The organism is Neptunomonas japonica JAMM 1380 (assembly GCF_016592555.1).
GTDB classification, from domain to species: domain Bacteria; phylum Pseudomonadota; class Gammaproteobacteria; order Pseudomonadales; family Balneatricaceae; genus Neptunomonas; species Neptunomonas japonica_A.
In genome coordinates, this window is sequence record NZ_AP014546.1 from 3,491,811 (window position 1) to 3,517,554 (window position 25,744).

Annotated in this window: 22 protein-coding genes; 5 read left to right on the forward strand and 17 right to left on the reverse strand. The window is 44.0% G+C overall.

Going from position 1 to position 25,744, the window contains the following annotated elements; all coding sequences use genetic code 11:
• Positions 1 to 6 precede the first annotated feature (6 nt).
• From NEJAP_RS16465 to ald, 3 genes are all read left to right on the forward strand, one after another.
• Positions 7 to 780 (forward strand): AzlC family ABC transporter permease, encoded by a 774-nt coding sequence (locus tag NEJAP_RS16465; protein WP_201348241.1) that lies wholly within the window; start codon positions 7 to 9, stop codon positions 778 to 780.
• Complete coding sequence (locus NEJAP_RS16470) at positions 777 to 1,097, forward strand: AzlD domain-containing protein (RefSeq protein ID WP_201348242.1); 321 nt, start codon at positions 777 to 779, stop codon at positions 1,095 to 1,097. The genes NEJAP_RS16465 and NEJAP_RS16470 overlap by 4 nt, the downstream gene beginning before the upstream one ends.
• 221 nt (positions 1,098 to 1,318) lie before the next feature.
• Complete coding sequence (gene ald / locus NEJAP_RS16475) at positions 1,319 to 2,434, forward strand: alanine dehydrogenase (RefSeq protein WP_201348243.1); 1,116 nt, start codon at positions 1,319 to 1,321, stop codon at positions 2,432 to 2,434.
• 93 nt (positions 2,435 to 2,527) lie between these two features.
• On the opposite strand, the gene fadA is transcribed toward ald, so the two are convergent.
• Positions 2,528 to 3,706, reverse strand: a complete 1,179-nt coding sequence (gene fadA / locus NEJAP_RS16480; RefSeq protein ID WP_201348244.1) for an acetyl-CoA C-acyltransferase FadA — start codon at positions 3,704 to 3,706, stop codon at positions 2,528 to 2,530.
• Between the two features lie 2 nt (positions 3,707 to 3,708).
• Complete coding sequence (fadB, locus tag NEJAP_RS16485) at positions 3,709 to 5,865, reverse strand: fatty acid oxidation complex subunit alpha FadB (RefSeq protein WP_201348245.1); 2,157 nt, start codon at positions 5,863 to 5,865, stop codon at positions 3,709 to 3,711.
• A gap of 476 nt (positions 5,866 to 6,341) precedes the next feature.
• Between fadB and NEJAP_RS16490 the strand changes: the two genes are divergently transcribed.
• Complete coding sequence (locus NEJAP_RS16490) at positions 6,342 to 7,952, forward strand: methyl-accepting chemotaxis protein (protein WP_201348246.1); 1,611 nt, start codon at positions 6,342 to 6,344, stop codon at positions 7,950 to 7,952.
• 71 nt (positions 7,953 to 8,023) lie between these two features.
• Here NEJAP_RS16490 and NEJAP_RS16495 read toward each other — a convergent pair whose 3' ends face one another.
• From NEJAP_RS16495 to NEJAP_RS16530, 8 genes are all read right to left on the reverse strand, one after another.
• Complete coding sequence (locus tag NEJAP_RS16495; RefSeq protein ID WP_201348247.1) at positions 8,024 to 8,953, reverse strand: electron transfer flavoprotein subunit alpha/FixB family protein; 930 nt, start codon at positions 8,951 to 8,953, stop codon at positions 8,024 to 8,026.
• Entirely contained in the window at positions 8,950 to 9,702 is a 753-nt protein-coding gene (locus tag NEJAP_RS16500; RefSeq protein WP_028469642.1) for an electron transfer flavoprotein subunit beta/FixA family protein, read from the reverse strand. Before NEJAP_RS16500 ends, NEJAP_RS16495 begins: the two co-directional genes overlap by 4 nt.
• A 274-nt stretch (positions 9,703 to 9,976) precedes the next feature.
• Positions 9,977 to 10,741, reverse strand: a complete 765-nt coding sequence (locus NEJAP_RS16505) for an enoyl-CoA hydratase-related protein (RefSeq protein WP_201348248.1) — start codon at positions 10,739 to 10,741, stop codon at positions 9,977 to 9,979.
• Positions 10,742 to 10,754: 13 nt separating this feature from the next.
• Complete coding sequence (locus NEJAP_RS16510; protein WP_201348249.1) at positions 10,755 to 11,777, reverse strand: NAD(P)H-dependent flavin oxidoreductase; 1,023 nt, start codon at positions 11,775 to 11,777, stop codon at positions 10,755 to 10,757.
• 18 nt (positions 11,778 to 11,795) lie between these two features.
• Positions 11,796 to 12,350 carry a DUF2889 domain-containing protein gene (locus NEJAP_RS16515; RefSeq protein ID WP_201348250.1) on the reverse strand — a complete coding sequence of 185 codons (555 nt, stop codon included), beginning with the start codon at positions 12,348 to 12,350 and terminating at the stop codon, positions 11,796 to 11,798.
• A 9-nt stretch (positions 12,351 to 12,359) separates the two neighbouring features.
• Positions 12,360 to 14,030, reverse strand: a complete 1,671-nt coding sequence (locus NEJAP_RS16520) for an AMP-binding protein (protein ID WP_201348251.1) — start codon at positions 14,028 to 14,030, stop codon at positions 12,360 to 12,362.
• Between the two features lie 139 nt (positions 14,031 to 14,169).
• Positions 14,170 to 14,487 (reverse strand): SCP2 sterol-binding domain-containing protein, encoded by a 318-nt coding sequence (locus tag NEJAP_RS16525; RefSeq protein ID WP_201348252.1) that lies wholly within the window; start codon positions 14,485 to 14,487, stop codon positions 14,170 to 14,172.
• Between the two features lie 198 nt (positions 14,488 to 14,685).
• Entirely contained in the window at positions 14,686 to 16,479 is a 1,794-nt protein-coding gene (locus tag NEJAP_RS16530) for an acyl-CoA dehydrogenase C-terminal domain-containing protein (RefSeq protein ID WP_201348253.1), read from the reverse strand.
• A 261-nt stretch (positions 16,480 to 16,740) separates the two neighbouring features.
• On the opposite strand from NEJAP_RS16530, the gene NEJAP_RS16535 reads away from it, so the two are divergent.
• The gene (locus NEJAP_RS16535; RefSeq protein WP_201348254.1) at positions 16,741 to 18,048 is read left to right on the forward strand and encodes a glycosyltransferase; all 1,308 of its coding nucleotides are present in this window, start codon (positions 16,741 to 16,743) and stop codon (positions 18,046 to 18,048) included.
• A 34-nt stretch (positions 18,049 to 18,082) separates the two neighbouring features.
• On the opposite strand, the gene NEJAP_RS16540 is transcribed toward NEJAP_RS16535, so the two are convergent.
• From NEJAP_RS16540 to NEJAP_RS16570, 7 genes are all read right to left on the reverse strand, one after another.
• Positions 18,083 to 20,065, reverse strand: a complete 1,983-nt coding sequence (locus tag NEJAP_RS16540) for a HAMP domain-containing methyl-accepting chemotaxis protein (protein WP_201348255.1) — start codon at positions 20,063 to 20,065, stop codon at positions 18,083 to 18,085.
• Between the two features lie 234 nt (positions 20,066 to 20,299).
• Positions 20,300 to 21,736, reverse strand: a complete 1,437-nt coding sequence (locus tag NEJAP_RS16545; protein ID WP_201348256.1) for a catalase — start codon at positions 21,734 to 21,736, stop codon at positions 20,300 to 20,302.
• Positions 21,737 to 21,892: 156 nt separating this feature from the next.
• Positions 21,893 to 22,339 (reverse strand): hypothetical protein, encoded by a 447-nt coding sequence (locus NEJAP_RS16550; RefSeq protein WP_201348257.1) that lies wholly within the window; start codon positions 22,337 to 22,339, stop codon positions 21,893 to 21,895.
• The gene (locus NEJAP_RS16555; RefSeq protein WP_201348258.1) at positions 22,332 to 23,063 is read right to left on the reverse strand and encodes a matrixin family metalloprotease; all 732 of its coding nucleotides are present in this window, start codon (positions 23,061 to 23,063) and stop codon (positions 22,332 to 22,334) included. The genes NEJAP_RS16550 and NEJAP_RS16555 overlap by 8 nt, the downstream gene beginning before the upstream one ends.
• A gap of 593 nt (positions 23,064 to 23,656) precedes the next feature.
• Positions 23,657 to 24,112, reverse strand: a complete 456-nt coding sequence (locus NEJAP_RS16560; protein ID WP_201348259.1) for a BLUF domain-containing protein — start codon at positions 24,110 to 24,112, stop codon at positions 23,657 to 23,659.
• Positions 24,113 to 24,285: 173 nt separating this feature from the next.
• Positions 24,286 to 24,564, reverse strand: a complete 279-nt coding sequence (locus tag NEJAP_RS16565; RefSeq protein ID WP_201348260.1) for a putative quinol monooxygenase — start codon at positions 24,562 to 24,564, stop codon at positions 24,286 to 24,288.
• Between the two features lie 346 nt (positions 24,565 to 24,910).
• Complete coding sequence (locus tag NEJAP_RS16570) at positions 24,911 to 25,729, reverse strand: mechanosensitive ion channel family protein (RefSeq protein ID WP_201348261.1); 819 nt, start codon at positions 25,727 to 25,729, stop codon at positions 24,911 to 24,913.
• Positions 25,730 to 25,744: the final 15 nt, after the last annotated feature.

Here is a 25,744-nt window from a genome sequence, read left to right on the forward strand (position 1 = left end):
ACAATCATGACGAACACAACACCCTCAGATTCAACGCTTCCTTCATCAAGAGAGCAGCGCCGCCATGAGTTTATGGGCGGTGCAAAAGCGACCTTTCCTTTAATTGTGGGAGCCATCCCCTTCGGGATTATTTTTGGAACACTGGCAGAGCCTAGCGGGCTTTCGATCATTGGTGCGCTTGCTATGTCGATTATTGTGTTTGCAGGCGCCAGCCAGTTCATCGTATTGGGGTTGCTTGCCGCAGGCGCAGCGCTACCGATTATTATTGCGACAACCTTCGTCGTTAACTTGCGTCACATTCTATACGCCGCCAATCTCGTACCCAAAGTCCGTCACCTACCGCAACGTTGGCGCATATTAATGGCGTTTGGGCTCACCGATGAAACCTTTGCAGCGGTGAGTAACCGCTATCTACAACAAGAGGATATCCGTGATGCTCATTGGTTCTACCTAGGCTCTTTTTGCGCCATGTACGGTAATTGGGTGCTATGTACGGCGATAGGTGTCGCATTAGGAGAACTCTTCCCCGACATGACCCAATGGGGATTAGATTTTGCCATGTCGGTGACCTTTATTGGCATGGTTGTTCCTTACCTTAAGAGTAAACCCATGTGGGCTTGCGTTATTGTTGCCGCCGCCATGGCCATCGCAACAGCAACAATGCCGCACAAGCTAGGGCTATTAGTTGCCGCGATAGCAGGTATTGCTGTGGGTTTATCTTTTCACATGATGCTGCAACGACAGTATACGCAAACTAACGAAAACAAGGAGCCATCATGAATGAAGCTCTATTAATTCTAGGTATGTTTATTGTTACGTTTGGCGTGCGCTATGTTCTGTTTGCGATTGCGGGACGCGTACACTTTCCTGCGTGGCTCAGCACAGGCCTTGGGTTTGTACCACCTGCCGTATTAACAGCCATCATCGTACCTGCCGTGTTAATTCCACAAGGGCAGTTGTGGATAAGCCCTAGTAACCCTTGGTTATTAGCGTCATTGATCGCTGTCATCACCGCATTTATCCGTAAAGACTTGTTAACCACCATTGTTGTTGGGATGCTTGCTTTTAGCTTATTTCGTTTCGGTTTTGGGCTTTAAGAGCAGAACACCCCCCAAAACATCGACAATAAATACCGCCATATTTGTGCAACGCCACAGTATTTACAACCACAAACAAAACATAAAGCAGTGATTATTATCAAAAAATAGACAAAAAACGTAAAAATATCTCCATGATCAAATGCTAGTCTGAATAAAGATTGATCAACAATAATAAAGCGACTGCTTCCGGTCACTATTCAGATAATTGGAGATTCGACATGCTTATCGGCGTCCCTAAAGAGATCAAAAACCATGAATACCGCATTGGCATGACGCCAGCGGGAGTTCGCGAATTAGTAGCAGCAGGACATCAAGTCATTGTACAACGTGATGGCGGAACCGCTATTGGCTTAACCAATGAGCGTTATGAAGCCGCGGGTGCAACTCTCATCGATACGGCTGAAGAGATCTTCGCGACAGCAGAGATGATCGTCAAAGTGAAAGAGCCACAGCCTAACGAATGTAAAATGCTGCGCTCTGGCCAAATCTTGTTTACCTACCTACACCTTGCACCAGACCCGGAGCAAACAAAGTTACTGGTTGATTCCGACGCTGTTGCCATTGCTTATGAAACAGTGACTGACAACAATGGTGGTTTACCTCTGCTGGCGCCAATGAGCGAAGTAGCTGGACGCATGGCAATCCAAGCAGGTGCTCATTCATTAGAAAAAGCACAAGGCGGATTAGGCACCTTACTGGGCGGTGTTCCTGGTGTTGCTCCAGCTAAAGTTGTTGTCATTGGTGGCGGTGTAGTTGGTATTAATGCTGCACGCATGGCGATGGGCTTAGGTGCAGACGTTACTATTTTGGATCGCTCGCTACCTCGCCTTAAACAGTTGGACGAAGTATATGGGCCGCAGCTAAAAACACTTTACTCAAATGTTGAGTCTATCGAAGAAGAGGTCGTTGCTGCTGATTTGGTCGTCGGCGCAGTACTTATACCCGGCGCTGCTGCACCAAAACTTGTCACACGTGAGCATTTGAAAAAAATGAAAACAGGTGCTGTGGTAGTCGATGTTGCCATTGACCAAGGCGGTTGCTTTGAAACATCTCACGCAACAACTCACCAAGAGCCAACCTACACGGTAGAAGATGTTGTGCACTATTGTGTTGCTAACATGCCAGGCGGTGTTGCTCGTACCTCTACTTTTGCCTTAACAAACGCCACACTGCCGTTTGTTCAAGCACTCGCTAACAAAGGCTATAAGCAAGCATTAAAAGATGATGCACATTTGCTCAATGGCTTAAACGTACACCGCGGTAATATCACCTATAAAGCCGTGGCTGATGTGTTAGGTTATGCATACCAAGCACCTGCGGATGCCGTTAGCTAAATAACGATTATCACAGGTCTGTTATTAGTCACTATCAAAAAAGGGCAACGGGTTATACCCGTTGCCCTTTTTATTATCACGAACAAAGATGTATTAGTTCAAACGTTCAAACACAGTAGCCACACCTTGTCCCATACCAATACACATGGTCGCCAAGCCTAACGTACCATCTTTCTGATCTAATACATTAAGCAAGGTCGTAGAGATACGCGTACCCGAGCAACCCAAAGGATGCCCCAGAGCAATAGCGCCACCGTTAAGGTTAACGTTGTCTTCCATACGATCCAGCAGCTTCAGACCTTTTAATACTGACAAACCTTGCGCAGCAAAAGCCTCATTCAGTTCGATGTAGTCAATATCATCCATCTTTAAACCAGCACGTTTCAATGCTTTTTGCGTGGCAGGTACTGGGCCATAGCCCATAATAGAAGGGTCACAGCCAGCCACGGCCATGGAACGAATCACCGCGCGTGGTTTCAGCCCTAGTGCTTGAGCCTTTTCAGCAGACATCACCAACATACCAGATGCGCCGTCAGAAAATGCTGATGAAGTACCGGCTGTTACGGTACCGACTTTAGGCACAAAGACAGGCTTCAAGCCTTGTAAGACTTCAAACGTCGTTTCTGGACGAATAACTTCATCTTGCTCTAGTAAGCTCTTAAAGCCGTTTTCGTCATGACCTTCGATAGGGATGATCTCGTTATCAAAGCGGCCAGTTTCACGTGCTTCATGTGCTAAACGGTGTGAACGTGCGCCAAACTGATCTTGCATTTCGCGTGATATGCCATTCATCTTACCGAGCATTTCAGCGGTAACACCCATCATCATGGCCGCTTTAGCGACATGCTTAGACATCTCTGAATTGATATCAATACCATGCAGAATATCTAAGTGCCCCATATGCTCCACACCACCGACGATGAAAGTATCACCATTACCGGTCATGATAGATTGCGCCGCATTATGTAATGCCGACATAGAAGAGCCACACAAACGGTTAATTGTTTGTCCACCAACCGTATGTGGCAAACCCGCTAACACCAGAGCGTTACGTGCAATGTTAAAGCCTTGCTCTTTGGTTTGGTTAACACAACCCCACACTACATCCTCTATGTCAGCCGGATTAAGATTAGGATTACGCACCAATAAGCCATTCATAACAGCAGCAGATAATGCTTCAGCACGAACATTACGGAAAGAGCCACCCTTAGACTTACCCATTGGGGTACGGATGCCATCTACGATCACTACGTCATTTGGTTTCAGACTCATGATTATTTCTCCCCGCCAAAATAGGTTTCGCCAGCGGCGGCCATCTGTTTCATACGTTCCGTTGGCTGGTACAAACCGCCAAGGTGTTTATATTGCTCAGCAAGTTCACAGAACTCAGCTAGTCCCATTTGATCTAGGTAGTACAAAGCACCACCACGGAACGGTGGAAAACCAATACCATAGATCAAGCCCATATCAGCTTCGGCTGGCGAAGCCACAATGCCATCTTCCAGACAACGCACTGTCTCTATACATAGCGGGATCATCATACGGGCAATAATCTCTTCATCTGAGAAGTCACGCGCATCACCCAAGACACCCTCTAATAACGTGAAGACCTCTTCATCAGCAAGTTTCTTAGGCTTGCCTCTTCGGTCCATCTCATATTGGTAGAAGCCTTTACTGTTTTTCTGACCAAAACGTTCTAGCTTAAACATCCGATCAATCGCATTCTCACCTTCGTGCTGCATACGATCAGGGAAACCTTCAGCCATAACAGCGTCTGCATGATAAGCCGTATCAATACCCACAACATCTAGCAGATAGGCAGGCCCCATTGGCCAACCGAAACCTTCCATGACTTTATCGATTTTACGAAAATCAGCGCCATCGTTGAGTAAGGCAGAAAAACCACCAAAGTAAGGAAATAAAATACGGTTAACCAAAAAGCCTGGGCAGTCATTCACTACGATCGGCGTTTTACCCATCGCTTTAGCGTACGAGACAGTACGTGCAATTGCGGCTTCACTACTCTTTTCACCACGAATAACTTCTACTAGAGGCATTAGCGCAACGGGGTTAAAGAAATGCATACCACAGAAGTTTTCCGGGCGTTTAAGAGACTTAGCTAACTCAGTAATAGAAATGGTCGATGTATTAGACGTTAGAATAGCATCTTCAGGCATGTGCCCTTCAACTTCAGCCAATACAGACTTTTTAACATTGATGTTTTCTACAACGGCTTCAACGACTAAATCAACACGGTTGAAATCACCATAGCTCAAAGTAGGTGTTATGCGATTGATCGTTTTCGCCATTTTTGCCGCATCTAAACGACCGCGTTTAAGCTGCTTACCTAATAGCTTATTCGCTTCATCTAAACCCAGCTGCAGTGCACCTTGATTGATATCTTTCATCAAGATAGGCGTGCCTTTAACCGCCGACTGATAAGCAACACCGCCCCCCATGATACCAGCACCCAATACAGCGGCCTGTTTCACTGGGGAACCCTGCGCTTCATATTTCTTACTGACTTTTTTGACGTACTGGTCTTTCATAAACAGACCAACCAAGGCCGGAGTTACCGCATTTTTTGCTAACTTAACAAAATTTTTGGCTTCAACTTCCATGGCTTGTTCACGCTGCATCGTGCACGATTTCTGAATCGTCTTCAGCACCTGCATAGGCGCTGGATAATGCGGCCCAGCTTTTGCTCCAATCAAACCTTTAGCGGTTTCAAATGCCATCATCTGTTCGATAGTATTCAATTTAACCGGTGATTTTTTCTCGTCACGGCGCGCCTGATAATCAAACTTACCGGCGATGCACTGCTTAACAAGATCAATAGCAGCAGTTCTTACTTGATCCGTTGCAACAACTGCATCTACAGCACCATCTTTCAGGGCTACTGCAGGACGTTTCTCAGCGCCTGCACAGATCCACTCATTGGCATTATCAATACCAATCAGGCGAGGTAAACGCACTGTGCCACCCCAGCCAGGATAGATACCCAATTTAACTTCAGGCAGACCTACTTTGGCTTTATCACCCATGACACGGTAATCAGTCGCCAAGGACAATTCAAAACCACCCCCTAAAGCGATACCATTAATCGCTGTCACTGTAGGAAACGGTAAATCTTCAATCTCACTGAACAGACCTTGTAAGCGAATCAGGTTCGATATGATGGTCTCTTCATCATGATCAAACATCTGCTTAAATTCGGTGATATCAGCGCCAACTATAAAGCTGTCTTTCGCGCTGGTAAAAATAACGCCTGTTACGCCGTCTGTTTGCTGTAGCTGAGTAACTGCTTCTCGTAGCTCTTGCATCGCCAGTTGACTGAGGGTGTTTACGGCTTCATTTTTGAGGTCAAATACCACCTCATGAATACCCTCTTCAACTGCTTGCAAGCGAATCGCTTGACCTTCCATTAACATGGGATGACTCCATACGTCAGGTTATATACTGTTATTTTGTGACTTATGTCGCTTAGTAAGTTTAGTCTAGCTATTAGTGACTTTGTTACAATGACAGTTTCAATCAGCATCACTGACTTTACACTTCATATTGCTTACAAGTACCGTCACACCAATGGATTACCCTCTTATAAAAGTAACAAATTAATTCAAAACATTGCTATTAACCCAACTATAAAGCGCATTCGGCTTCTGTCTGGATAATTAAGTTATCCCAGAATACTGTGGATAACTCACTTTATAAGCATGGGGTAATCAATTATTCCCCTGATACACGCCCTCTAAAACAAGAATGTACAAAAATTGATCAGCATCAATCGCTTGAAATCTTTGTGAGAAAACCCAGCGCTTCAACTGTCGTTTTTCAACGACGTCACCTATATTTAGCCCACTTCTACATTTAGCTAACTTCTGGACAATACTTTAGGGATATCTACATGCATCTAACACTTAAACACCGATTTTTTGTGTTAATCATCTGCACCATTATTGCTTGTGCATCAATGTTTTTTGTACAAAGTTGGATGTCATCCTCTAGTGACGCTAGCTGGAATAAACTTCAGCAGCAGGCACAGGCAAGACAAACACTGCTTTTACAAATCAGACAACAGGTTGGCTACGGTGCCTTGATTCATAATTTCAAAAACTATGTATTACGCGGCACCCCCAAATACTATTCTCGCGTTGTCAGCAACTACGACGCGATTAGCGCACTCATTAACCAATACAGATCAGTGCCAGTGCTCAACAGCATAGAAACAAGCGCATTGAATGATATAGCAATGACGCTCAAGCAATACCGCCAAGCTGCTGATCAAGTACAAGGGTTATTTGCTAGAAATACGACCATCAAAGAGGTCGATAACACAGTAAAAATATCAGACTCTCCTGCGATCAAAGGTTTTACAACCCTTGAAGAGCAATACCAGCTGATTATCAGCAAAACAACCAACGAGTTTGAAGCAGTACAAGAAAACAGTACGCTTTATATGCTTATCGTTATCCTGTTGGCGCTATGCGGCGGATTAATACTTGTGTTCTGGCTTAACCGCTTTATTGTTGAGCGCCTCTCTGAGCTGCACCAGGCTATTCACGGGCTTGCAACCGGTGAGACAAACCTCAATAAGCGTCTGGACGTAAAAGGGAATGACGAGTTTGCAAAACTAGCAGCAGAGCTCAACACCTTCATGAGCCATATGGTGACATTAATAGAAGATATTCGCGGTGTATCCAACGACTTAGAAGATGGCCTTAGCCATATTAACCACAATGCGCAAGGCAACGCCGCCAGAACAGACCAGCAGAAAAATGAAACAGAGTTATTAGCAACGGCCGTAGAAGAGCTTGCCAATACCGCCCATGTTGTTGCCGATAATACCTCTGATGCAGTCACTGCTGTAGAGCATGCTCAAACTGAATTCACTAATGGTGTCCAAGCACTTTCAAGCTCAGCCAGCAGCATGCAAAAACTTGCCAGTGAAGTTGAACAAGGCTCAAACGTCATAACCAAGCTAAAAAGCCAATCAGATCGTATTGGTGAAATTATTAGCGTGATTGGTGATATAGCAGAACAAACTAACCTGCTCGCATTGAATGCAGCCATTGAAGCAGCACGTGCGGGTGACCAAGGACGCGGCTTTGCCGTTGTAGCTGATGAAGTGCGCACATTAGCAGGCAGAACTCAGCAAAGCACGATAGAAATACGCAAGATGATAGAGGAACTGCAAACAGGTTCAGAAGAAGCCGTGAGCGTTATGTCATCCAGTAAAGAGCGCAGTAATGAATCGGTCAGCTTAATATCTGAAGCTGAAAATGCACTCAAAGTAATTGCTGACGAGATGGAAACTATTTCCAGATTGAATTTGCAGATTGCAGAAGCTTCGACCCAGCAGTCAGCAGTGACAAGCGAAACGAGTGAAAATATTCAACGTATCTTTAATCTTTCAGAAGATACATCGTCTGCGGTTAAAGAAAACCAACATGCAATTAGTTCTCTCGAAAACAAGAGTGAAGTGCTCAACGGACTGGTATCTCGCTTTAATCTTTAATACAGATGCTCAGACAAAAAAAGGGCTGCAAACGCAGCCCTTTTTCACATTCTATTGCCGCTTGTTGTCACTTACAAGGCAGCTTCCAATTCAGGAACTACATCAAACAGATCAGCAACTAAGCCATAATCAGCCACCTGGAAAATAGGCGCTTCTTCATCTTTATTGATCGCAACAATGATTTTTGAGTCTTTCATACCGGCCAAATGCTGAATCGCACCAGAAATACCAACCGCAATATAAAGGTCTGGGGCCACCATTTTACCGGTTTGACCAACCTGCATATCGTTAGGTACAAAGCCAGCATCAACAGCGGCACGTGATGCACCAACAGCCGCACCTAGCTTATCTGCAAGCGTGTATAGCAGTTCAAAGTTTTCGCCATTACCCATACCACGACCACCTGATACAACGATCGAAGCAGATGTTAGTTCAGGGCGATCAGATTTAGCCAGCTCAGCACTTACGTAACGTGAGTTATCTGATGAAATCACTTCACCGATAGCATCAATGGTTGCGCTACCACCGTCAGCAGCAACAGGATCAAATGCTGTACCACGCACAGTAGCTACTTTGACAGCATCTGCAGACTTAACGGTAGCAATAGCATTACCCGCATAAATTGGACGTTGGAAAGTATCAGCACTCACAACAGCCGAAATATCAGATAACTGATTTACATCTAACAATGCAGCTACACGGGGTAAAATATTTTTACCATCTGATGTAGAAGATGCAAAGATATGTGTATAGCCTTCAGCGATAGACACCATCAATTTACTGGTGTTCTCTGCTAGGTGGTTCTCATAAGCAGCATTGTCTGCAACACGTACACTGCGTACACCTGCGACTTTAGACGCTTGCTCAGCGACAGCCTGACAACCACTTCCAGTTACCAGAATATCAATGTCTCCACCCACTTTAACAGCAGCTGCAACTGTGTTTAACGTTGCCGGTTTCAGCTCCTGGTTATCATGTTCTGCAAGAACTAGAATACTCATGACAATACCTTCGCTTCATTTTTCAGTTTATCGACCAGCTCAGCAACAGAGCCCACTATAATGCCTGCTTTGCGTTCAGCAGGTGGCTCAACCGAAACCAATGTAATATTGCTACCAACGGCAACACCCAAGTCAGCAGGGGTTTTAACATCCAGTGGCTTTTTCTTGGCTTTCATGATGTTTGGCAATGAAGCATAACGCGGTTCATTCAAACGTAGGTCAGTGGTAACAATGGCTGGCAAGTCCAGCTCAAGCGTCTGCAAACCGCCATCGATTTCACGCTTCACACTTACCTTATCGCCATCAACAACGACTTCAGAAGCAAAGGTTGCCTGTGGGCGATCCAGTAAGGCTGCTAGCATCTGTCCCGTTTGGTTGTTATCTGAGTCAATTGCTTGTTTGCCAAGAATAACCAATCCAGGTTGCTCTTCTTCAACAATTTTAGCCATCAACTTAGCAACACTTAAAGAATCTGGAGCTGTGTCAGTTTCTACGTGGATACCACGATCAGCACCAAGTGCTAACGCTGTACGAATCTGTTCTTGGCACTGTTTAGCACCAATAGAGATGACAACAACTTCAGTGGCAACACCTTTTTCTTTTAGGCGAACTGCTTCTTCAACCGCAATTTCACAGAACGGGTTCATAGCCATTTTTACGTTAGCTAGATCCACATCCGTTTTATCCGCTTTAACACGTACTTTGACGTTATAATCAATGACGCGCTTTACAGCGACAAGTATCTTCATACAAGCCTCGCTTTTGTTGTTCTTTTGATGGTCTGAACGCCAGACCTTACGTATTAATTATTAATTCTAAACCGCCAAGCCACAATAACAAAAAATACCTGTTTTACTGACGACTAGAACTATTCTCGCAAAACACCCCATAAATACAAGGGAAACCACCTAGTCTTTTAGCAGTTATTTATATTACCTTAACGTAAACGTAAAGCAAGGTCATATAACGCCCCCTGACAATACCTTTAGCGATAAAGATAAATCAGACGCTTTTCCCCGTCGATTAATTGAAGTTTGGCTGACGCTTTTCAATAAAGGCACTGAAGGCTTCTTTAGCTTCAGCTGAAGCCAATCGCTCTTTAAACTGCTCAACCTCATCCACTAATACTGTTTGCAGCGTTGCTTGTTGATGGCTTTTCATCATATTTTTACTGAGCTTAACTGCCTGAGGTGCCATGTCTGCCAATTGAGCCGCAGCGGCTTTGGCTTCACTCAAAGGGCTATCTACCGCACCATTAACCAACCCAAGCTCAGCAGCACGAACACCGCTAACACGGCTTCCTAATACTAATAGTTCAAATGCAAGCCTGTGCCCCAGCTGCTGTGGCAATAATAAGCTTGTACCTCCTTCTGGCACTAAACCTAAACGGGCAAACGGTAACTGAAAGCGCGCATCTTTAGTACAATAAACCAGATCGCAATGTAAAAGCATAGAGGTGCCAATACCGACAGCATCTCCCGCCACGGCGGCAATCACAGGTTTACTAAAGGTCGATATCGTCTGCAAAAATTTAAGGGGTAATGCCGCTTTATTTGAGCCAACCGCAGCAGCCATAAAATCTAGAATATCATTACCCGAGGTAAAGCAATCATTGCTACCTGATATCAACACACATCGAATAGAATCTTCATCAGTAGCAAACAGCAAGCCATCTATCAATGCCTGATACATATCTAATGTCAGTGCATTTTTCTTATCAGGACGATTAATCTGTAAAACCAGTACAGCTCCATCTTGCTGTTGCAGCACATGCTCAACCTTACTCATACTTAAACCCTCCTTATATTTTCAATGCGTATTCACGGCTTCGCTGAGCGTAATCCACGGTCGCATCGATATATTCATCATGCAGCGTTACCAATAATTCTGCTACGCTAGGCACACTGTTAACCGAGCCGACTCCCTGCCCGGCTGACCAGATACTTTTCCAAGCAGTAGCACCCTCTTTAGGTGCTGTTAGTTCTTCACCAAGGTTCAGCTCTTTGCTGCCTGAACCACTTACTGCACCATCAGTTTCCTGCGGTTTTCCAGTCTCTGGATTTAACCCAGCTGCTTGTAAACTTGGTTTTAAAAAATTAGCGGGGATGCCAGATATTTCGGGCGTATAAACGATATCTTTGGCATTACTATCAACAATCATCTGCTTATACTCTGTCACCGCTAAGCTCTCTTGCGTGTTGATAAAACGCGTACCCATATAAGCTAAGTCTGCCCCGAGCGTTTGTGCCGTAGCAATATCTCTACCTGTTGATAAGCAACCTGACAAGATAACGCTGCCTTGAAAGAAGGTACGAATTTCATTCACGAAAGCAAAAGGACTCAGTACACCGGCATGTCCACCGGCACCCGCACAAACAGCGATCAAGCCATCGACACCTGCCTGAGCCGCTTTTTCTGCATGGCGAATTGTCGCCACATCATGAAATACCAAACCACCATAAGAATGGACTGTCTCAACAACATCAGGAACAGCACCCAAAGATGTGATAATCAGTGGCACTTGGTGCCGCTTACAAATCTCTAGATCAGCCTGTAAGCGCGGGTTACTTTTATGCACGATTAAATTGACGCCAAATGGCGCCGCTTGTTTACCGGTTTCTGCTGTATATGCCTCTAGTGCTGTTATTATTTCGATCAGCCAAGATTCAAACTCCTCACTGGTGCGTCGATTTAAAGCAGGAAAAGTACCGACAACACCCGCTTTGCATGCCTCTATTACGAGATCAGGTCCTGATACCAAAAACATCGGCGCACAAATCAGAGGCAAGGATAAACGTCCTTGCAACAAAGTAGGAAGGCTCATGTGTTTTCTCCCGAAAAATTAAGCGATATAGGGCTCTTCATTATAGTGGTCAGGCAAATAACGCTTAATAACATCACTATCTTGTGCCCATGTTCGGCACGTGTTCAGCATTACTTTGGCTCCCGCATCCATAACATCATCTTCCATGCTCGGCCATAAGCTTTGGATTGCGGTTGTCGCTAGAATTGGCAATAGCTCATGTAAGTGCGTACACCCCTTTGCTCCACCGACCACTTCTTTAGCTTTGCGATGCCAACCCGGTCCAATGCGAGTACCTTCCAACTGTTTAAAAACCCCTGCAGCGCCAGGACACATTTTGAACGGTGATTGATCAATTGCCGCTTCTACATGATGAATGAATAAGGTACGGTCTAACGTAAAGCGAATCGCCATATCATGAAACGCTTCGCCAGCAGCAACAAAACCACCTCGTTCGGGATTTTCGACTGTTTCAGCTTTTATATCACTCATTTGAGCTTCTATATCCCACAAACCATCTTCTCGCTCGTAACCATTACAAGTAATGGCACGGCGATGTGCGTGTTTGCGACGTACGGGTTTTGTTAAAGGCATAATGTCCTCTTAGGCCACATCAGCCTTTGCATTACCGCTGTTATCTTTTAGCATCCTGCGCAGCACCTTCCCTACATTAGACTTTGGCAAGTCTTCAACAAAAACTACTGACTTAGGCACCTTGTAGTTCGTTAAATTCTCTTTACTCCATTTCAGCACTTCTTTCTCGGTTAGTTCCATATTTTTTCTAACGACAAACAGCTTAGGCACTTCACCGCTACGCTCATCTTTAACACCAATCGCTGCACATTCAAGTACATCGGGATGCAAGGTAACAACGTCCTCTATTTCATTCGGATAAACATTAAACCCAGAAACAATAATCATATCCTTAGCACGATCAACAATTCGCAGCCGACCATCGTCTTCCTTAATAGCAACATCACCCGTAATAAAGTAACCTTCACTGGTAAAACACGCCTCAGTCTCTCGCTCTCTTTGCCAATAACCTTTCATTACCTGAGGGCCTTTTACACAAAGTTCACCGGCTATACCCACGCCAGCTTCAACACCCTTGGCATCAATGATACGCACATCAGTTTCTTTTAAAGGCCAGCCGATTGTGCCAATACCCACTTTACCCGGAGGATTTATAGCAACCGCAGGGGACGTCTCGGTTAACCCGTAACCCTCCATAATGTCGCAGCCAGTAACATTCTTCCATTGATCTGCAGCGGCTTTAGTCAGTGCCATACCACCAGAAATAGTCACTTTTAATTGACTAAAATCTAACGATTTAAAATCATCGTTATTGCACAGAGCAACAAATAAAGTATTCAACCCCATGAAGCTGGTAAGGTTCCAACGCTTCATCTCTTTAACAAACCCTGGAATATCTCGTGGGTTGGCAATCAATACGCTATGACCACCCGCTTCCATAACAATTTGTGAAAGTGTGAATGCATAAATATGGTACAGCGGCAAAGGCGCGATAGACGTATCAGACCAACGACTATCAGCTTGGCTAATTAACTCACTACCCTGAAGCATATTAGAAACTAAGTTTGCATGTGTTAATACAGCTCCCTTAGACACGCCTGTCGTCCCGCCGGTATACTGAAGCACTGCAATATCTTCTGTTTGTACGCTAACTACCTGCGGTTTTTTCCCGATACGGCTTAATAAGGCGCTCCGCAAAGAAATTTCCATCGGCAAGTTATAATCAGGCTCCATTTTTTTGATGTACTTAATTGCTTTGTTTAATAACGTACGCTTAATAAAGCCATGCAAGTCACCAACCTGAGTTACAAACACATGCTTAACTTGTGTTTTATCAATAATCTTTTCAGCGTTGTGCGCCATGCTGGCGTGAATTACCAGCGCCTTAGCACCCGAATCATTAAACTGATGTTCCAACTCACGCGGTGTATATAAAGGGTTAGTATTAACCACGACTAAACCCGCACGTAATGCGCCGAACAACACAATAGGGTATTGGATAAGATTAGGCAGCTGAATGGCAAGCCGGTCACCTGGCTTCAGGTCGGTCTCTTCCTGAAGATAAACAGCAAAAGCATCTGCTAACATATCCATCTCTGCATACGTGAGCGTTCGTCCAAAGCTAGTAAAAGCAGGGCGTTCAGCGTAGCGCTGACACACACTAGCCACTACATCGAGTATGGTGTTGTAACCTTGCGGATTGAGTTCAGCAGGAATCCAAGTCCCTCGCGCATTGTCCATTAGTTGCCCCTAATCTTATTGTTATTGGTAGGCGGAATTACGTCCGATCACCACTGTATTTTCACAAATAGAGTTAATTTGCTCAGCATTGGCCTAGCAGGCTATGCAATCTACCCATAGCCTCGCCCATCTTTACGTTTTATGCCACCGGAAAAAGCGCTGTCAGGCGCGTTGCGAGCATAATATCGCCATCTGCACGAATGCGACCCGTCATAAACGCCTGCATTCCATCAGTTTCACCAGAAATAACTTCCTGTAACGTCTGTGTATCCATCGACAATGTTACAGAAGGCTCATCATGCTCCCCTTGAGCAACAACGCAGCTATCATCTGCGATTGTCACATGGTACGGCTCGCCATCATCAATCTGGTACTGGAAGACAACATCCATCCCTGCTGCCGCTGCACTATTAAAACGGCTCTTCATCTCGTCAAAAACTTTATTCAGATCAGACATGCTCATTCCCTCTGCTAGATTAGACATAGCACCATAGCTATTGGTTTGGCTGCTCACTTTTGGAGCACTTATTTTACTTTTTTATAACGCTTAGTATTAAAACTTAATAGTTTTTGAACTAACCAACGGCCCACTCGGTATTTCAAAATCCACACAACACCCACTCTCTTTTGATGAAGCGATCTTAAGAGCAACTACTTAAAAAATAAAATGCTCTTCATCCATTTCCATCAGACTCTCAGCACCTGACTTCATAATTTCGGCATGAGAGCGTGTACGAGGTAATAAACGTGCAAAATAAAAACGCGCGGTGGTCAGTTTTGCTTTATAGAAATTTTCTTCGTCAGTACCTTGGTCAAGTACCTCTTGTGCCTTATGAGCCATACGTGCCCAAAAATATGCCAGCGTCACATAACCTGAATACATCAGATAATCTACCGCCGCAGCACCTACTTCTTCACGATCTTGCATCGCCTTTGCACCAATAACCATAGTGAGTTCACCCCACTCTTTATTGAGCGCGACAAGCGGCTCAATGAATGGCTTCATAGCATCATTATCGGCATTCTCTTTACAAAAGATGTGAATCATTTTAGTAAAGCCTTTAAGCGAATCACCTTGGGTCATCAGCACTTTTCGTCCTAATAAATCAAGCGCTTGGATCTGTGTCGTGCCTTCATAAAGCATTGAGATACGTGCATCACGGACATTTTGTTCCATACCCCATTCTGCGATAAAGCCATGCCCTCCATACACCTGTACCCCATGGTTAGCGGACTCAAAACCTACCTCTGTAAGGAAGGCTTTTGCAATTGGCGTTAAGAAAGCAAGCAATGCATCGGCTTCTGCTTTTTCTTTTGTATCAGCCAGTTTTGTTTTATCCACGAGTTGAGCACAGAAATAGATCAGCCCACGTCCACCTTCGGCAAAAGCTTTTTGTGTCAATAGCATATTACGTACTGCTGGATGCACGATAATAGGATCTGCAGCACCTTCGGGGTTCTTTTTGCCCGTCAATGAGCGCATCTGCAACCGGTCTTTTGCATAAGGAAGTGAGTTTTGAAAGCCCCACTCAGCATGGGCTAAACCCTGTAAAGCAGTACCCAAGCGTGCGGTATTCATAAAGGTAAACATACAGTTGAGACCTTTATTTGCAGGTCCTATGAGATAACCTGTGGCTCCATCAAAATTCATGACACAAGTAGAGTTACCATGAATACCCATCTTATGTTCTAGCGAACCGCAAGCAACGCCATTACGTGAGCCGACAGCACCATTTTCAGGCATAAACTTAGGAACGATAAATAAAGATATACCTTTAGTGCCTGCTGGCGCATCAGGTAAGCGCGCCAAAACAATATGAATGATATTGTCTGCCATGTCATGTTCACCGGCAGAAATAAAAATTTTGGTTCCCGAGACTTTATAGCTACCATCCGCCTGCGGCTCTGCTTTAGTACGTAACAAACCTAAATCTGTACCACAATGCGGTTCGGTTAAGCACATTGTACCTGTCCACTCACCACTCACTAACTTGGTAAGATAGATTTCTTTCTGCTCATCAGTACCGTGCTCTTGCAAGGTATTCATAGCACCATGGCTTAAACCAGGATACATACCCCAAGACCAGTTCGCCGTCCCAACCATTTCGCTGATAACCGTTCCGATCGACTCTGGCAACCCTTGCCCACCATGCGCTGGATCATGAGCCAGTGATGGCCATCCACCTTCAACATATTGCTGGTAAGCTTCCTTAAAACCAGTCGGTGTTGTCACTTCACCATCATTAAACTGACAGCCTTCTTGGTCACCTATCTGGTTTAGCGGTGATAAAACACGCTCAGAGAATTTAGCCCCTTCTTCTATAATGGCGCTAATCATATCCGGTGTAGCATCTTCACAACCGGGCAAATTGGCATAGTGCTTTTCAGATTCAAGCACCTCATTCATTACGAACTGTATTTCACGTATTGGTGCTTTATATTCTGGCATATTCAATCCCTCTGTTCTTTTTTTATGCGCCCGGATAACACGATGTAGTAGGCAAGCATGAATGTCATGATTTAAGTAAGAATGGACGAAAATCCAACACCCACCAATAACAAAAGGTGCCAACATCACTAACAAATAGTGTCAATACGCTCATAACCAGCATAAATACGTACATTGTGCACTGCAAAAATCTGACAAATTAATTCAATACAGCTTCTTTAAATATGACTGATAACTGCCTATTTAGTTTAAAATAGCCTCATGAAGACACTATTAATCATTGGCTACGTTTGGCCTGAACCCCGCTCATCAGCAGCGGGATATCACATGCTCTCCTTTATTGAGCTGTTTCTAACGCATAACTGGAAAATCACCTTTGCGAGCCCTGCAGCGTTAAGTGAACACCGAGCTGACCTCGTTTCATTAGGTGTAGATGAAGTTGCCATCGAGCTTAACTCATCATGTTTTGATAAGTGGGTTGGTCAGCTACAACCAGACATAGTGTTATTTGACCGTTTTATGATGGAAGAACAATTTGGTTGGCGAGTCGAGCAATGCTGCCCAAATGCATTGCGCATACTCGACACAGAAGACCTGCATAGCTTGCGCGAAGCGCGTCACCAATGGGTAAAGCAACAACTACGTGCTGATAACCTAGATATCTCACAGTTATCATCCCCACAAGAGCTTTACCAAAGAATGGCTAAACAGGATCAGTGCAAGAGAGAAATTGCAGCGGTTTATCGCTCTGACCTAACCCTTATGGTGTCAGAGTTTGAAATTAATCTACTCAAACAGCATTTTGGCATACCCAATAACCTGCTTACCCACTGTCCTTTTATGTTGCCCACCGCTCAGGAAAACACCCCGCTCTTTAGTGAGCGCCAGCACTTTATCAGCATTGGTAATTTTCGCCACGCGCCTAATTGGGATGCTGTACTCTGGCTAAAACAACAGCTATGGCCACTTATCAAGCAACACTTACCTGATGCAGAACTCCATATATATGGCGCTTACCCACCACCCAAAGCAACGGCACTGCATAACGAAAAAGAAGGTTTTTTGGTTAAAGGCTGGGTTGAAGATGCACACCTTGTCATGCGCCAAGCCAAAGTGCTGTTAGCACCATTGCGTTTTGGTGCAGGAATCAAAGGTAAACTAGTTGATGCCATGAGAAATGGTACGCCTTCTGTAACCACAACAATTGGCACAGAGGGAATGATCGAGAGCGAGGCATCCTGGAGTGGAGAACAAACAAATACGCCCGAAAAATTTGCACAAGCAGCTATCAATTTATACTCAAACGATGAGCAGTGGCAGGTAGCACAAACACGAGGCTACCAGATACTCACTGATCACTTTTGTCAGGCAAAGATTCAAACAAATCTACTTTCGTGTGTAGAAGCGCTCCTTGAGGCGGAACAGCTAACCCAGCATAGGCTCGCTAACTTCACAGGCCAAATGCTATTACATCACCAGCATAAGAGTACCAAGTATATGGCGCAGTGGATTGAGGCAAAAAACCAGCTAGCGCCTGCCAATGAGGAACCAACAGAACCCACTAGCTAACTGTGTTTTTTACAAAGTAAATAGCCACAAAAAGCTAAGCAGTTTTAAACTGGCTAATCAACTGCTTCTGTTCCTGTGCAATAGTTAGCAATCCTTGACTGCTCTCTGCTACATTTTGAGCGCCTGATGCAATCTCTGTAGCGGCTTCGTTAATGGTCACCAATGTACGACTCACCTCTTCAACCGCACCATTTTGCTGCCCCGTAGCTTCGGTAATCTGCGTGCTCATTTCACGAATGTTGGCAATGGAACTATTCATGTTTTGCAGAGCCGTTTGCGAGGTTCCTGCATGCAATACACATTGCTGAGATTGCTCAACACTGTGATGCATCACCTGCACAACCTGCTGAGTACTGCGCTGCATGTTCACCACCATGTTCTGGATCTCTTGGGTGGAGTTTTGCGTTCGGCTAGCGAGACTTCGAACTTCATCAGCAACGACAGCAAAGCCACGCCCTTGATCTCCAGCTCTTGCCGCTTCGATAGCAGCATTAAGTGCTAATAGATTCGTTTGTTCAGCAATCTCTCCAATCGTGTCCAAAATGCTGCCAATTTGCTGGCTATATTTATCAAGCTGATCACTCTGTTTCACTGCTTCTTTGATATCGAACGATTGTTGCTCAATACTGGCCAACGTCTGCTGTACACAACGCTCTGCATCGGTACTCAAATGTTCACACTGCTGCACAGCCTCTAAGGTTGCACGAGCATGATTGGCAACTTCTGTTACTGTAGACTCAAGCTGATTCGCCGCTGACGATGTGCTTTCCAACTGTAAGCTTTGCCCCGCCATTGCCGTGGTTGTTTGATCGCTGATAACGGCATTTTGCTCTGCAACACCGGTCAATTGTTGAGAAGCACTACCAATACGAGACAACAAACCACACAAGCGCTCAACAACTTCATTTAATGCACTACCCAGCTGGCCAAACTCATCTCGGTTATTATGATTAAAAGCAATTCGCATATCACCTTCAGCAACCGCTGACAATTTTTGCAGCATTTCTTGTAATGGCCGAGAAATAGAACGCACCACCAAACCACTAATCAAAATAGCGATAAGGGTTGCACCCACTAGCAAAGCAATAATAACACGTTGACTGAGCGAGCTCGCTTCGTCTGCTTCTACACGCTGAATACCTGCACGCTCTTGAGTAAGACGGCTGAACGTTTCAGCGGACTCTCGTGCCTGCTTAAGGAACAGATTAACCTTCTGCAGCTGTGCGTCTTGTTGAGTATTCACATGATCTAACTCTCGATACAGCTGCACCACACCTTTATCGCTATACATCTGCTCGACTAAATCTTTAATCAAGACTTTAATGCGGCCTGCTTTAGGGTCAGCCTTTGCCAAAGCGGCCAAACTTTTATTAAGAGCGCCTTCGGTTTCCTTAAGTGCAATATCTAACGCTTTAAAATCATTATTCTGTTTAAAATTAATAATCTGAGATTTATGAGTATTAGCGCTACGCATAAATACACGTGCTTCAGAGCCGCCGCTATTATTTTTAGATAGGTATTGTTGTCCCCAGGTATTTAAGGTGTCCATTTGACGCTGAAAACGACTTTCCTTTTGGCGAGTACGTGTCAACAGAGCCAAGCTCTCTTCATGCAGCGCCATCACTTTTAAAGCAGCCTTGGAGAAAGCTATTTCGGTTTTCTCCGTTTCATCAAACATTTCGAGCAACTCTACATCATCAGCTAACAAGGGCGCCAACACTGTATGTGCTTCAGTAAACAGTACCATTTGCCGCTCAAATGATTTTTCATATTCCTGTCGCGATGCAGGATCGGCATCATCATTTGTTAACACTCTAAGCAAAGCAATGTTAGCTTCTTGTAAAGCCAATAGCTGATGGTAACTTCCGCTAGAAACAGGTAGCGACACGTCCGTTATTTTATGTAACCGAGCATTAATATCGGAGGTTCCCCACAGTCCCCCACCACCGACAATCATGATAAAAACAACGAGCAGTGCAAAACCAAGAGCAATCCGGTGCGTGACTTTCAAAAACATGGAGGATACCTGCAAAAGAAGAGCCGTGATCTGCTATGGATAGACATCCGGTCTTCAAATATTTTTATTATTACTATTTTTAAAAAGTAGTGTGCTTTTTTTAGATTTTCAATAAATGACGCTATAAAATTTTCAAATGGCCCTTACACATAGATTAACTGGCCTCACTCCAAACGATAAAAAGGAGGCATAACAGCCCCCTTCTTAGTAAAACCACAATACAAAATTGAGCTTTTACAAAGCCTCTCGAACTCCCTTTTCATAATCCGAATGAACCTGCTTAAACAGGGCCAGCTGACGCTCTATAATCTCTTGCGGCACACCCTGCATCGCTGCAGCAATATTACTAAAGAGGCGTTGCTTCTGGCCATCATCAAACAAATCAAACAGTGCACGAGGCTGGCTAAAATCATCATTACCTTCGCGATGATCATAACGATCTACCTCTCCACTAAGCTTTAGCGGAGGCTCTTTTACATCAGGTTTCGCAACGGCCCCATCAAATGAATTTGGCTCGTAATAGGCATCAACATTCCCCGTTTTTTGTCCCATGAAATTCATAGCACCATCCTTGTGATAATGATGTACTGGGCATTTCGGTGTATTTACTGGCAACCCTTCGTAATGTGTACCTATACGGTAACGATGTGCATCTGCATAACTAAATAAGCGTGCCTGCAACATCTTATCAGGTGAAAAACCGATTCCCGGCACTGCATTAGAAGGTGAGAATGCTGCCTGCTCTACCTCAGCAAAGTAGTTATCTGGGTTACGGTTGAGCTCCATAACTCCCGCTTCAATTAATGGATACTCTGCGTGCGGCCACACCTTGGTTAGATCAAAAGGGTTATAGCTGGTTTTATCCGCATCGGCTTCAGGCATGATTTGTACATACACAGTCCATTTAGGAAAATCGCCTTTATCAATACAACCGTAAAGATCTTCTTGTGTAGATTCACGTGTTTTGCCGACGACCCCTTCTGCTTCTTCATTCGTCCAATGGCGATGCCCCTGCTGCGTTTTAAAGTGAAATTTCACCCAGAAGCGCTCTCCCGCATCATTCCAGAACGAATATGTATGCGAACCATAGCCATTAATATGACGCACATCCGTGGGCAAGCCACGGTCACTCATCAAAATAGTCACCTGATGCAACGATTCAGGAGAAAGGGACCAAAAATCCCACATCGCAGTAGGCGAGCGCATATTCGTTTTAGGGTGGCGCTTTTGTGTGTGAATAAAATCAGGAAACTTAAGCGGATCGCGAATAAAGAATACCGGGGTGTTATTACCGACCATATCCCAGTTACCTTCATCGGTATAAAACTTAAGCGCAAAGCCACGTACATCGCGCTCGGCATCTGCGGCACCAGCTTCACCTGCCACCGTAGAAAAGCGTGCCAGCAACTGGGTTTGTTTACCCACTTGTTCAAAGATTTTTGCGCGTGTATAGCGAGAAATATCCTGCGTGACAGTAAAGGTGCCGAATGCCCCCCAACCTTTTGCATGAACGACTCGCTCAGGTATACGCTCACGGTTCTGGTGAGCTAGTTTTTCAATGAGTTGCCAGTCCTGCATTAATACAGGACCACGTGGGCCGGCAGTTTGGCTGTTCTGATTATCCGCAACCGGACTACCTGCGGTTGTTGTATGGTAAGGACACTTACTCATGACACACCTCTACTTGTTGTTGTGGGCTATTTGTTGCTCTAAGAACAATCTATCCCTTTAACAAGCAGTTTCTAAATTGAATGATTTAAGCGAGGCGATTAGAAAAAACTATGACGTCTATTTTTCGTCTTTGACTATCACTACAAAAATGCAGTGTTACGGACTCGCGGAGCCGCCAAGCAATGCTTTCCAATGCTCTAGAACCGGGCTGGATTCATCCATTTCAATAAAGCGTGCAGGGTCCAAGGCCTGATATAAACCCTCCACACTAGGTGTTTTTTGCAAAAACCACAGGCCAAGTTGCCCTACTTCAAAATTATAGGTATCACTCACAACACCCGTGCGTGGATATTGTCGAATAAGCATTACATTAACGTGAGAAGAACCTTTTAATACTTGCTGTACACGCAAAACCCCTACACTCAGCCTGAGGTTTTGGCTTTCTATTTGTAGCTCAGATGCTCCAATAAATTCAGCGAACACTATCGCTACAGATGTGTCGCTTAAATCTTGTTCTGTGATTTTAGCCAATGAAGCATTACTCACTGTTGCTGTTAACAGGCAGGTTAACGCCCACACAGCAACAAAGGTAGCTTTAAGCATCAGAAACTACCTTGTGCCGTTTTCTAACCGCTATCAAGCCTAAAAGACCAATCATCAATAAGAAAACTGAAGCAGGTTCAGGGACCTCATTACCTGCAGCGGGAAGCCCATAAAGATACTGAATCCCGGCAAAGTCATCTGCCTGAGGACCAGAGAAAGCCTGCGTGTAATAAGGGTTCATCAGTGAGCGAGGAACATTAGTATGATCTAAGCCTAAGGCATGACCTAGCTCATGAGTAAATACTTGGAAAATATCAAACCCAGGTGTACCAAAGCTGGTCGTCCATAAGTCACCAGAATCAAAATGGATATCACCCGCTGCCGAACTACCTGGCTGTGGAAGATAACCATGCGCCAAAATACCACCGGGCCCATCAAAAGAGTGTCCACCTAGGCGAATATCTCCCGAAGACCCATGCGCATTAAATGCATCACCACTATCGGGTACTTGTATAAAAGTTAGGCCGGCTATGTCAGACCACGCATCGAAGGAGCGTTCAATTTCATTTTCAAAACCCAACGGCATAAAATCAGCTAATGACGTCACACTACATCCGATAGACTCATAGGTTCCATTGCAGCTAAGCCCTGTATCCATATAGCTCCAACTAACAATAGCCCCCGAACCAAACTCAGGATCTCCCCACTTCTCTCCGCTAATAACATAAGCGTTTGAGAACATTGATATTGAAAACAGCAATAAAAATGATATTCCCTTTAACATATCCGCCCTTTGATTTTCATTCAGTTAATCAGGTTACGTGGCCAATCGCATTGAGAGCCATTGACAGATAACACTATCGCCCGATTAATAGGAAACTTGAGAGCAGAAAACGAGGACGTAAATACCGACTATTGGCTCTTACTTCTTATGTATTGCTCGGCGGATTGAATCTTGTCATCTGTAGCTCTATACAGGTCGTTGGGTAGGGAGTTTCTAGGATTTGTTGCAACAACAAGTTGGCTTTTACCAAACGGCTATTCTCAGCCTTCAAATCACTCTTTATATCTCTAACTTGTGAAATAGCCGAAGACAGCGCTTATGAATAAACATTACAAGGCACATGCCAATGAAAATTCTTTATTTATCAAGCAGAGAAATGGAAACGCTATAAGCAGGTGGGTTTACATAAACCCAAGATCTAATTAACACACAGGGGATATTTTATTAACTCCCCTGAGTTTAACAACATAAACATAGGCTTGTACAAGTAGGGATTCATCTTACATATGGTTTCTTTAATATCCATAAAATACATTGTAAAAACGAATAAAAGAGAGGCCATACGTATTCACTGTTAATATGCTTATTCACTCTTAACTAAGAGATGATCGCCATTTACCTTCCTTAAATGCTTTAAGCAATGTTTTAGCTCTGCCTTCATCAAGGTCGGTATATTGGTTAGTCGTATGAAAAAAGTCATTTAAACCTTCTATACTTTTCAAGTCCTCTCTAGTAACGCCTGAATACCCCATAGTCCACTCTGAAAAATCTCGAACTTCGATACTCTCATATATCACTTTAACAACTCGGTCGTGGCGCTTATCTCTTTGTATTACCGTAAGTAATGACATTACTGCCTCTGGCGTTCCTTCCAATATTTGAAAGAAAGAACCACTATCGCAAAGCAGCATACCTGTCACTCCCAGTGCAGAGTTCTTTATCCTAGCTTTCTCAAGCAGCGCAACGATATCATCCTGCGAGAACTCAATCGTTTGGGCACTTGTATAAACACAGTGAACCAAGTCTTCCTTATTATCTTCAGTGTCCATATACTTCCCCCGATAGTGATAACGCTTACAGAAACGAGTTCCCTGAACGCTTATGCTTGTTAACATTGAATAAATATTATGCAGCCATCACATGTTATCTACACTACTATTATGGCTGTGATTTTCTGATATGCATCTAAGTCACCAATAATTTTTATAGCTAATACAGATATTCATTTACACAATATTTCGTAATGTCTTTCAACATTCTCTGATACTTCACCCCAGAGAGAACTTCTAACTCTTTCTTGGTGCATATCAAATGCCGCTTTATCAATGAACTCTTCATAGACATCAAACCGGCAAGGATTCTCTTTGGCTTGAGTTACCTCAAATACCAAACACCCTGACTCTTTAAGAGTCAGCCTCTTGTGATTAACAATCTCACTTTGTATCGCAGATAAGTCTTTTAATGGGACAAGGATAAAACCTTTTAATACTATTTTTTGCACGATAGCTCCAATAATTATTCAATTTAATAACCCGATGAAGCCACTAGAGCAATACCACTCAACATATACATATACATAAAAAAAATAAGATACTTAAGAAGAAAAATTAAGCATCTGGTATAAATTATGCTGCTAACAAACCCTGTTTATAAACCAGGAATACCAATCGGGCCAGGTAGGTCAGGAACAAGTGAACAACCTGCAAAAAACACTGCAAAAATAACCATTAATACATATTTAAATCGCATAATTCCCTCTAATTATTTCATTTTAAAACGCTCTATTACAAAAAATAAAAAGGCGGTGGGATAACCGCCTTTTTAGAAACATTTAAGCTCTTAAGTATTTATCTGTCTTGATAAAGATGCACATCGCGCTGCGGAAATGGGATGCTACAACCCACTTTTTCTACCGCTGTTTTCAAGCGAGGTAGGATATCAAAATAAAAACTCCAATAATCATCTGTTTTCACAAAAGCGCGCACCATAAAGTCAATGGAGCTATCACCAAGATTAACCACAGCAACGACGTTGTCCTCGCTCTGTAAGACACGATCATCTTGTTGAATCACAGCTTCCAAAGCCGCTTTAGCTTTATAGATATCATCACTGTATGCCACACCAATACTGGATTCGACAGCACGAATATCACTGGCCGTATGATTAATCAAATTTCCATTGGCTAAAGGACCATTAGGAATAACCACAATACGCTTATCAAAGGTTTCAAGTGTTGTTACAAAAATACCAATATCTTTTACAAACCCCTGTAACGATTGGGCTTCTAGATAATCACCTACTTTGAAGGGACGGAAAATTAGCACCATGACGCCGCCAGCAAAGTTGGACAAGCTCCCTTGCAGTGCCAAACCAACGGCTAAACCTGCCGCCCCTAGAATAGCTACAAAAGAGGTTGTTTCAATACCCACCATTGAGGCAACACTAATGACCAACAACACTTTAAGAACAATATTAATGCCACTGGCTAAGAAACTACCCAATGTTTGGTCTGGGAGCTTATTAAACATAGAGGCTTGTAAAAAGCGCGTAAAACGAGTGATTACCCAAAGACCAATGAGCAAAACAGCCAAAGCCATCAAAAACTGTGTGCCATACACCAGCACCAACTCTTTGGCTTGTTCGATATAGGTTTCTAATTGTTCCATGATAAGCGCCACTCA

What these genes read in the sequence shown, in the direction of transcription:
- NEJAP_RS16540 (WP_201348255.1), bottom strand. Translation starts at nt 20,065, where the DNA reads ATGTTTTTGAAAGTCACGCACCGGATTGCTCTTGGTTTTGCACTGCTC.
- NEJAP_RS16465 (WP_201348241.1), top strand. Translation starts at nt 7, where the DNA reads ATGACGAACACAACACCCTCAGATTCAACGCTTCCTTCATCAAGAGAG.
- NEJAP_RS16545 (WP_201348256.1), bottom strand. Translation starts at nt 21,736, where the DNA reads ATGAGTAAGTGTCCTTACCATACAACAACCGCAGGTAGTCCGGTTGCG.
- NEJAP_RS16470 (WP_201348242.1), top strand. Translation starts at nt 777, where the DNA reads ATGAATGAAGCTCTATTAATTCTAGGTATGTTTATTGTTACGTTTGGC.
- NEJAP_RS16570 (WP_201348261.1), bottom strand. Translation starts at nt 25,729, where the DNA reads ATGGAACAATTAGAAACCTATATCGAACAAGCCAAAGAGTTGGTGCTG.
- NEJAP_RS16510 (WP_201348249.1), bottom strand. Translation starts at nt 11,777, where the DNA reads ATGAGCCTTCCTACTTTGTTGCAAGGACGTTTATCCTTGCCTCTGATT.
- NEJAP_RS16550 (WP_201348257.1), bottom strand. Translation starts at nt 22,339, where the DNA reads ATGCTTAAAGCTACCTTTGTTGCTGTGTGGGCGTTAACCTGCCTGTTA.
- NEJAP_RS16505 (WP_201348248.1), bottom strand. Translation starts at nt 10,741, where the DNA reads ATGAGTAAGGTTGAGCATGTGCTGCAACAGCAAGATGGAGCTGTACTG.
- NEJAP_RS16500 (WP_028469642.1), bottom strand. Translation starts at nt 9,702, where the DNA reads ATGAAGATACTTGTCGCTGTAAAGCGCGTCATTGATTATAACGTCAAA.
- fadB (WP_201348245.1), bottom strand. Translation starts at nt 5,865, where the DNA reads ATGTTAATGGAAGGTCAAGCGATTCGCTTGCAAGCAGTTGAAGAGGGT.
- NEJAP_RS16530 (WP_201348253.1), bottom strand. Translation starts at nt 16,479, where the DNA reads ATGCCAGAATATAAAGCACCAATACGTGAAATACAGTTCGTAATGAAT.
- NEJAP_RS16515 (WP_201348250.1), bottom strand. Translation starts at nt 12,350, where the DNA reads ATGCCTTTAACAAAACCCGTACGTCGCAAACACGCACATCGCCGTGCC.
- NEJAP_RS16535 (WP_201348254.1), top strand. Translation starts at nt 16,741, where the DNA reads ATGAAGACACTATTAATCATTGGCTACGTTTGGCCTGAACCCCGCTCA.
- ald (WP_201348243.1), top strand. Translation starts at nt 1,319, where the DNA reads ATGCTTATCGGCGTCCCTAAAGAGATCAAAAACCATGAATACCGCATT.
- NEJAP_RS16520 (WP_201348251.1), bottom strand. Translation starts at nt 14,030, where the DNA reads ATGGACAATGCGCGAGGGACTTGGATTCCTGCTGAACTCAATCCGCAA.
- fadA (WP_201348244.1), bottom strand. Translation starts at nt 3,706, where the DNA reads ATGAGTCTGAAACCAAATGACGTAGTGATCGTAGATGGCATCCGTACC.
- NEJAP_RS16490 (WP_201348246.1), top strand. Translation starts at nt 6,342, where the DNA reads ATGCATCTAACACTTAAACACCGATTTTTTGTGTTAATCATCTGCACC.
- NEJAP_RS16560 (WP_201348259.1), bottom strand. Translation starts at nt 24,112, where the DNA reads ATGGACACTGAAGATAATAAGGAAGACTTGGTTCACTGTGTTTATACA.
- NEJAP_RS16525 (WP_201348252.1), bottom strand. Translation starts at nt 14,487, where the DNA reads ATGTCTGATCTGAATAAAGTTTTTGACGAGATGAAGAGCCGTTTTAAT.
- NEJAP_RS16555 (WP_201348258.1), bottom strand. Translation starts at nt 23,063, where the DNA reads ATGTTAAAGGGAATATCATTTTTATTGCTGTTTTCAATATCAATGTTC.
- NEJAP_RS16495 (WP_201348247.1), bottom strand. Translation starts at nt 8,953, where the DNA reads ATGAGTATTCTAGTTCTTGCAGAACATGATAACCAGGAGCTGAAACCG.